This is a genomic window from Mesorhizobium sp. M7A.F.Ca.US.006.04.2.1, from assembly GCF_004022915.1.
Classification (GTDB): Bacteria; Pseudomonadota; Alphaproteobacteria; order Rhizobiales; family Rhizobiaceae; genus Mesorhizobium; species Mesorhizobium ciceri.
Genome location: NZ_RZQA01001078.1, coordinates 1 through 1,805, shown reverse-complemented (window position 1 = coordinate 1,805; position 1,805 = coordinate 1). Strand labels below are relative to the sequence as shown.

The 1,805-nt window shown below is 63.3% G+C and carries 2 protein-coding genes and 1 pseudogene; 2 read left to right on the top strand and 1 reads right to left on the bottom strand.

Going from position 1 to position 1,805, the window contains the following annotated elements:
• Nucleotides 1-86 (bottom strand): annotated as a pseudogene (locus tag EN925_RS41155) (keto-deoxy-phosphogluconate aldolase); the annotation flags it as partial.
• 311 nt (nucleotides 87-397) lie between these two features.
• Between EN925_RS41155 and EN925_RS34440 the strand changes: the two are divergent.
• Complete coding sequence (locus EN925_RS34440) at nucleotides 398-1,318, top strand: rhodanese-related sulfurtransferase (RefSeq protein ID WP_127369681.1); 921 nt, start codon at nucleotides 398-400, stop codon at nucleotides 1,316-1,318.
• A 115-nt stretch (nucleotides 1,319-1,433) separates the two neighbouring features.
• A partial coding sequence (locus EN925_RS34435; protein WP_128337299.1) for a DUF533 domain-containing protein occupies nucleotides 1,434-1,805 on the top strand: 372 nt, incomplete at its 3' end.

The following is a 1,805-nucleotide window of genomic DNA, read 5'->3' as shown; positions in this document are numbered from 1 at the left end:
GCATTGGCGACATCGGAGATCTTCAGCACCGGGATGACGGGCTGGCCGTTGAGGAGCGACAGAAGTTTTTCGGTCTTGCTGGGCATGTGTCTCTCCGTGGCGTGGGACAATTCAACCGATTAGCAGAAGGCCGTTTTCCTGTCCACGAAACCGGCCGTGTCGCGATGTCACGCGTCGCCCATACTCGCCAAGCCCAAGTTGACAAGGGTGGCTGCCGGCTCGATGGTGCCGACAGCTTTTGCCCCGGTGGCTTTTCAGGATAGGAATTTTTTCTTGACTCCCTGATCTCAGCTATGGTACAAATTCGCCCATGGTGCAGATTTGCGCCAGCGACCCGCCGAACAGGATGCCTGCTTTGCCTTGAATCGGCTTGCTCGAGCGTCTAGTGGCTTCGGCAATGACATCACTTCCACCCCTTCGCGTCGCCGCGCTCTACCGGTTTGCCCGGCTCGACGCTTTCGAAGAACTGCGCGCGCCGCTCGCCGCATTCTGCTGCGGGCGCGGCATAAAGGGAACGCTGCTGCTGGCGCATGAAGGCATCAACGGCACCGTCGCCGGCAGCGAGACGGCAATTGCCGAACTGATCGCGTATCTCGAAGCCATCGAAGGGCTTGCCGGACTCGAGGTCAAGTACAGCGCGGCCGCGGACATGCCGTTCCATCGCATGAAGGTGCGGCTGAAGCGCGAGATCGTCACCATGGGTGTCGATGACATCGATCCTTCGAAAAGTGCCGGCACCTACGTCGCGCCGGCCGACTGGAACGCTCTGATTTCGCAGCCCGGCACTGTCATCATCGACACGCGCAACGCCTATGAGGTGTCGATCGGCACGTTCAAGGGTGCGATTGACCCGGCCACCGCAAGCTTTCGCGAGTTCCCGGCCTGGGTGGAAACGCACCGGGCGGAGCTCGAAGGCCGCAAGGTTGCGATGTTCTGCACCGGCGGCATACGCTGCGAAAAGGCAACCGCCTATGTCAAATCGCTCGGCTTCGAGGATGTCTTCCATCTCAAGGGCGGTATCCTCAAATACCTCGAGGAGGTTCCGGCCGAACAGAGCCTCTGGCAAGGCGAGTGCTTCGTCTTCGACGAGCGGGTTTCGGTGTCGCACGGTCTTGCCGAGGGTGACGCGGAACTGTGCCGCGCCTGCCGCCACCCGCTGACGCCGGGCGAGCTGACGTCGCCCAAATTCGCTGCCGGTATTTCGTGCCCGCATTGCTTCGATGCGCGTTCGGACGAGGACCGCCAGCGTTATGCCGAGCGCCAGCGCCAGGTCGAGCTTGCGCAGGCGCGGGGCAGGGGGCCGCATATCGGCTCCTGATCCAGCATCGTGCTGCTGCAAAGCGGCTGCCTGTCATTGCAATCTCAAGTTTCGGGACCTACGTCTTCGACGTTCGAAACCCGCCCGTTGGCCGGGCAAATCCTGGAGGCACTGAATGTTCGATCCCAAGAAGCTTCTCGACGATCTGCTCGGCTCGCAAATCCCCGGCACCAGCGGCACCGTTCGCGACAAGGCGGGGCAGGCCGTGCAGATGGCCAAGGACAATCCGCTGGCCGCCGGTGCGCTGGCCGCGGTGCTGCTCGGAACCGGTACTGGCCGCAACGTGACGGGCGCCGCGGTGAAGCTTGGCGGACTGGCCGCGATCGGCGGCCTCGCCTACAAGGCCTACCAGAATTACAAGGCCGGCAACGCGCCCGCGGAAGCACCGGCGGCCGGCCAACCGGAATTGCTGCCGCCGCCCAAGGATACCCCCTTCCACCCGTCGCAGGCGCCGCAAGGCGAGGACGAATTCACGCTGACCCTGGTG